The following is a 5493-nucleotide window of genomic DNA, read 5'->3' as shown; positions in this document are numbered from 1 at the left end:
CGGGGGGGGGGGGGTGGGGGCCGCCGCGGGCGCGGGGGGGGGGCGGCGACCCCCCCCGGCGGCCGCGGGGGGGGGGGGGGGCGCCGGCGTCGCGGCGTCGTCAGAGGCCCAGCGCCTCCTCGGCCAGGCGCGTGCCGCGCACGCGTGCGGCGATCTTGGCGAACGCGGTGTCACGGGAGGTGGACGTGTCGTCGGCGAACGGGGCGAACCCGCAGTCGTCGCACGTGCCCAACCGGTCGACCGGGATGAACCGGGCCGCTTCCAGCACCCGGTCGCGCACCTCCTCGGCCGTCTCCACCCGCGGGTCGATCGGGTCGGTGACGCCGACGAAGACGAGCGCGTCGGCGGGCAGGTGCTCGGCGATGATCCGCAGCACCCGCTCGCGGTCGGGCTCGCTCGCCAGCTGCACGTAGAACCGGCCGGCCTTGATGCGGAACAGGTCCGGCAGCAGGTCGGCGTAGTCCACGTCCGCGCTGTGCGTGGAGTCCTGGTCGCCGCCGGGGCAGGTGTGCACGCCGATCCTGGCGCGCTCCTCGGCGGAGAACCGCTCCAGCACGGCGTTGTTGAGCGCCACGAAGTCGCGCAGCAGCCCGCCCGACGGGTCGAGCTTGAGCGACAGCCGCCCCTCGGTGAAGTCGAGCTGCACCACGGCCGCGCCCGCCTCCAGGCACGCCCGGATGTCGGCCTCGGTCTCGTCGACCAGGTCCGCGAGGAACCGCTCGCGCGGGTACCCGTCGATGCCGTCCGCCGGGTAGAGCAGGCTCAGCGCCGACGGCGCGATCACCGGCTGCTTCACCGGCAGCGACGTGAGCCGCTGCGCGGCGCGCAGCAGGTCCACGGCGTGCGCGGTGTAGCGGAACGGCCCGCTCGTGAGCACCGGCAGCTCCCGGGTGTGGCCGTCGGCGAACGGCACCACCGCCCCGCCGGGGGCCAGGTCGGGTATGCCCGCCACCGGGTAGGTCAGGAAGCTCGGCTTGTCCTGCTCGCCGTCGGTGACCACCGGCGAGCCGGTGGCCTCGAACCGGCCGACCGTGTCGGCCAGCGCCTTGTCGGTCAGCTCCCGCAGCGCGGCGGCGTCGATGCGCCCCTCCGCGTGGTCGGTGAAGCCCTGGACCAGCTCCTCGGGCCTCGGCACGCTGCCGATCGGTTCGGTCGGGATCCCCATGTCGTCGTTCCCCTCGCCGTGATCAGGCCCACGGCGCCGTCGGGTACCACGGGATGATCTCCCGCCGGGCCAGGAGCCGGATGTCCCAGTACATGAACGTGAAGACACCGGCGACGATCAGGGCGACGGCCGTCACGGTGGCGATCCGCGCCGGATCGGCGGACAGCCACCGCTGCAAACGGCCGCCGGTGAAGTACGCCAGCGCGAGGAACAGTAGGGCCATGATGATGATGTTGCCTACCGACTGGAGGGTGAACGCGGCAGCCCCGTACAGGGGATTGTGGCTCTCCGCAGCGTCACGGAACATCTGCCGGAATAGCCCGAACGGGCGTCCGATGAGGAACCCGCCGATGAGCACGCCCATGAACACCATCGGCGCGTTCGGGAACCGCCGGGCGATCTTGCGGAACGGGTCGCGCACCAGGCCGAGCGCGGCCAGCCCCAGGTAGAGCATCACCAGCCCGATGACGCCGAACACGATCAGGGACTGCACGCTGCGGCCGTTGAGCGTGCCGGGCGCGGTGGCGGCGGTGGAGAACTGCGGCATGCGCGTGCCGACGATGCCGACCAGCACGCCGTACAGCGCGGACACCGGGACCATGCCGACCGCGAGCCACCCGATCGGCTTGAGCGTGGTGACGAACTTGGCCCACCGCGTCCCGGTGGCGCCCAGCATCGGCGCGACCGCGCCGAACGCGGCGATGTTGCACGCGGTGAACGTGCCCGCGATGCCGCTGACGAACGCGAACGCGATGCCCGCCGCGATGCCCTCGATCGGCGTCTCCTTGGCGTCGTGGCCGAGCAGCGTGTTCGCCACGGTGTCGCCGATCGTGGAGTCCACGAACTGCGCCGACCACACCACGGTGAGCAGGAAGCCCGCGAGCGAGCTGAGCAGGACGACGAGACCGCGCCGCCGCGGGAACACGCCGGTGACGAACGTCGAGGTGGCGACGCCCGCCCTGATGGAGTCCTGACGGGGTAACTGGTTGGTGCCGCTGCGCGCCATGTGTTCCCTCTCCCGAGCATCCGGGTCGGCCGACCGGAGCCCCGGCGGCCACTGCCCCGTGGGGCAGGCAAAGCATCCCAGTGTGATGCTTCGATTCCTTCTTCCGCTGTGCGCAGTTGTCGGGCCGAACGGCCCTTGGTTCCCGTGCCGGGTTCCGGTGGCCGGGTGTGCGCGCTCGGCGGGCCGAACAGCCCCCGGGTTCCCGCGCCGCGTCCGGGTGGCCGGGTGTGCGCTGGTGGGCGGCGGGTCGCGCGCGGGCGCGGAAGTGGCCGGGCGCTGCGGCGAAATACGGATCACGCTGTTATGCAAAAGCGCAGGTCAGCAGGGCAAAATCGGAGAAGCAACGCGGTCGGGCAGTCGTGCACGCTGACCTTGCGCACATTTTCCGAAGTGCCGTGCGTGTTTGTCGTATTTGCCGCGCGACGGCATTTGCGAACCTCCCGAACCCCCGATGTCCGCAAAGACGGTGAAAGCATGAGCAGTGAGCGGATCGCAATCGTCGGCATCGGCCTGCGCTACCCCGATGCCAGTTCCACCGGGGAACTGTGGGAAAACGTCCTGGCCGGTCGTCGGGCCTTCCGCAGGCTGCCCGACGAGCGGATGAACCAGGCGGACTACTACTCCCCGGACCCCGAAGCACCGGACCGCTTCTACGCCTCGAAGGCGGCGGTGCTGCGCGACTTCGAGTTCGACCGGGTCCGCTACCGCGTGGCCGGCAGCACGTTCCGCTCCACGGACATGACGCACTGGCTCGCGCTGGACGTGACCGCCCGGGCGCTGGCCGACGCGGGTTTCCCGGACGGCGAGGGACTGCCGAAGCAGACCACCGGCGTGGTGCTGGGCAACAGCCTCACCGGCGAGTTCTCCCGGGCGAACGTCATGCGGCTGCGCTGGCCGTACGTGCGGCGCACGGTCGCCGCCGCGCTGACCGCCAAGGGCTGGCCCGACGACGAGGTGGCGGGTTTCCTGGGCGAGCTGGAGGTGCGGTACAAGGCGCCGTTCCCGGAGATCAACGAGGACACCCTGGCGGGCGGCCTGGCCAACACGATCGCGGGCCGCATCTGCAACTACTTCGACCTGCGCGGCGGCGGCTACACCGTGGACGGCGCGTGCTCCTCCTCGCTGCTGTCCGTCGCCACGGCCGCCAAGTCGCTGGTCGAGGGCGACATGGACGTGGCGATCGCGGGCGGCGTCGACCTGTCCATCGACCCGTTCGAGGTCATCGGCTTCGCCAAGACCGGCGCGCTGGCCAAGGACGTGATGAAGGTCTACGACAAGAACTCCAACGGCTTCTGGCCGGGCGAGGGCGCGGGCTCGCTGGTGCTGATGCGCGAGGACGACGCGATCGCCCGGGACCTGCGCGTCTACGCCACGATCGCGGGCTGGGGCGTCTCGTCGGACGGCAAAGGCGGCATCACCCGGCCCGAGGCCGACGGCCACCGCCTCGCCCTGCACCGCGCCTACGGCCGCGCCGGCTACGGCCTGGAGACCGTGTCCTACTTCGAGGGCCACGGCACGGGCACGGCGCTGGGCGACGAGACGGAGATCGAGGCCCTCTCCTCGGCCCGCCGCGCCGCCGACCCCGACGCCCGGCCCGCCGCGCTGAGCACCGTCAAGGGCAACTTCGGGCACACCAAGGCCGCGGCCGGGGTCGCCGGGCTGATCAAGGCGACGCTCGCCGTGCACCACCAGGTCATCCCGCCGGGCACCGGCCACTACGACCCGCACCCGAAGCTGACCGCCGACAACGCGGTGATGTACGTGCCCTCGGAGGCCGAGCTGTGGCCGGAGGACCGCCCGGTGCGCGCCGGCGTGTCGGCCATGGGCTTCGGCGGCATCAACACCCACATCGCGCTGGAGGCCGCGCCGGACGCGCCCCGGCGCGCGCGCCTCGACGCCCGGACCAGGGCTCTGGTCGCCGGTCGCCAGGACGCCGAGGTGCTGCTGTTCGACGCGCCGGACCGCACCGCGCTCAAGGACCGCCTGGCCGAGGTCGCCGCGCTGCTGCCGAAGCTCGCGTTCGCCGAGCTGGGCGACCTGGCGGCGGCCCTGGCCGCGCGGCTGACCGGCGCGTCGCTGCGCGGCGCGGTCGTGGCCCGCACGCCCGAGGAGGCCGAGCGCAAGGTCGCGAAGCTGGTCGCCGCGGTGGCCGAGGGCACGACCGCCTTCGACGTCGCGGACGGCGTGTTCCTGGACGACCGGGCGTCCGCGCCGCGCCTGGCGTTCCTGTTCCCGGGCCAGGGCTCGGGCCGGGGCGCGGTCGGCGCCATCCGCCGCCGCTTCCCGGTCGCCGAGGAGGTGTTCGCGTCGGCGAACCTGCCGACCGACGGCGACCAGGTCGCCACGGAGGTGGCGCAGCCGCGCATCGTCGCGGGCTCCCTCGCCGCGCTGAAGGTGCTGCGCGAGCTGGGCGTCGAGGCGCACACGGCCGTCGGGCACAGCCTCGGCGAGCTGACCGCCGTGCACTGGGGCGGCGCGATCAACGCCAACCGGGTGCTGTCGCTGGCCGCCGAGCGCGGCCGCGTCATGGCGGGCGCGAGCCGGGGCGGCGGCGCGATGGCGGGCCTGGCCACGACCCCGGAGCGGGCGCTGGAGCTGGCCGCCGGCGAGGACGTCGTGATCGCGGGCTTCAACGGCCCGGCCCAGACCGTGCTGTCCGGGCCCGCCGAGGCCGTGGACCGGGTGTGCGCGGTGGCGCGGGCCGAAGGCGTGCAGGCCACCCGCATCAACGTCTCGCACGCGTTCCACTCGCCTCTGGTGTCGCCCGCGGCCGAGGCCATGGCGGAGCGGCTGGTCGACTTCGACTTCGGCCGGCTGATCCGGCCGGTGCACTCCACCGTCACCGGTGACGTGCTGGAGGCCGGCACGGACCTGCGCGCGCTGCTGCGCGACCAGATCACCCTCCCCGTGCGGTTCCACGAGGCCGCCGCCAAGGCCGCCGCCGCCACCGACCTGGTCGTCGAGGTCGGCCCCGGCCGCGTGCTCACCGGCCTGGTCGAGGAGATCGCGCCCGACAAGCCCGTGCTCTCGGTCGACACCGACAGCGCGTCGCTGACGTCGCTGCTGACCGTCGTCGCCGCGACCCACGTGCTGGGCGGCGACATCCGCACGGAGGCCCTGTTCGCCGACCGGGTCGTCCGCGACCTGCCGCTGGACGGGGAGATGACGTTCCTCGCCAGCCCGTGCGAGACGGCTCCCGCCCTCGACCCGTCCCTGCTGTCGGCCGGGCCGGACGGGTCGGGCGGTGCGGTGGGGGGCCCCCCGGGGGGCCCCCCCCCCCCCCGGGGGGCCCCCCCCCCCCCCCCCCCCCCCCGCGCAAAAA

3 protein-coding genes are annotated in these 5493 nt (G+C 73.6%); 1 reads left to right on the top strand and 2 read right to left on the bottom strand.

Annotated features, from left to right (window positions below):
* Window positions 1-100: 100 nt before the first annotated feature.
* Together ACFXGA_RS38450 and ACFXGA_RS38445 are read right to left on the bottom strand one after the other, a co-directional pair.
* Window positions 101-1165 carry a cobalamin-independent methionine synthase II family protein gene (locus ACFXGA_RS38450; RefSeq protein ID WP_378097563.1) on the bottom strand — a complete coding sequence of 355 codons (1065 nt, stop codon included), beginning with the start codon at window positions 1163-1165 and terminating at the stop codon, window positions 101-103.
* 22 nt (window positions 1166-1187) lie between these two features.
* Window positions 1188-2171: a hypothetical protein gene (locus tag ACFXGA_RS38445; protein ID WP_378097560.1), complete on the bottom strand. Its 984-nt coding sequence runs from the start codon at window positions 2169-2171 to the stop codon at window positions 1188-1190.
* 474 nt (window positions 2172-2645) lie between these two features.
* Between ACFXGA_RS38445 and ACFXGA_RS38440 the strand changes: the two genes are divergently transcribed.
* A partial coding sequence (locus ACFXGA_RS38440) for a type I polyketide synthase (RefSeq protein WP_378097557.1) occupies window positions 2646-5493 on the top strand: 2848 nt, incomplete at its 3' end.

It is taken from the genome of Actinosynnema sp. NPDC059335, from assembly GCF_042752395.1.
Classification (GTDB): domain Bacteria; phylum Actinomycetota; class Actinomycetes; order Mycobacteriales; family Pseudonocardiaceae; genus Actinosynnema.
The sequence above is the reverse complement of the archived record's forward strand: the minus strand, read 5'-3'. Positions and strand labels throughout refer to the sequence as shown.

Bases quoted from the DNA above. Each gene is read 5' to 3' on its own strand.
- ACFXGA_RS38450 (WP_378097563.1), bottom strand. From the start codon at position 1,165: ATGGGGATCCCGACCGAACCGATCGGCAGCGTGCCGAGGCCCGAGGAG.
- ACFXGA_RS38445 (WP_378097560.1), bottom strand. From the start codon at position 2,171: ATGGCGCGCAGCGGCACCAACCAGTTACCCCGTCAGGACTCCATCAGG.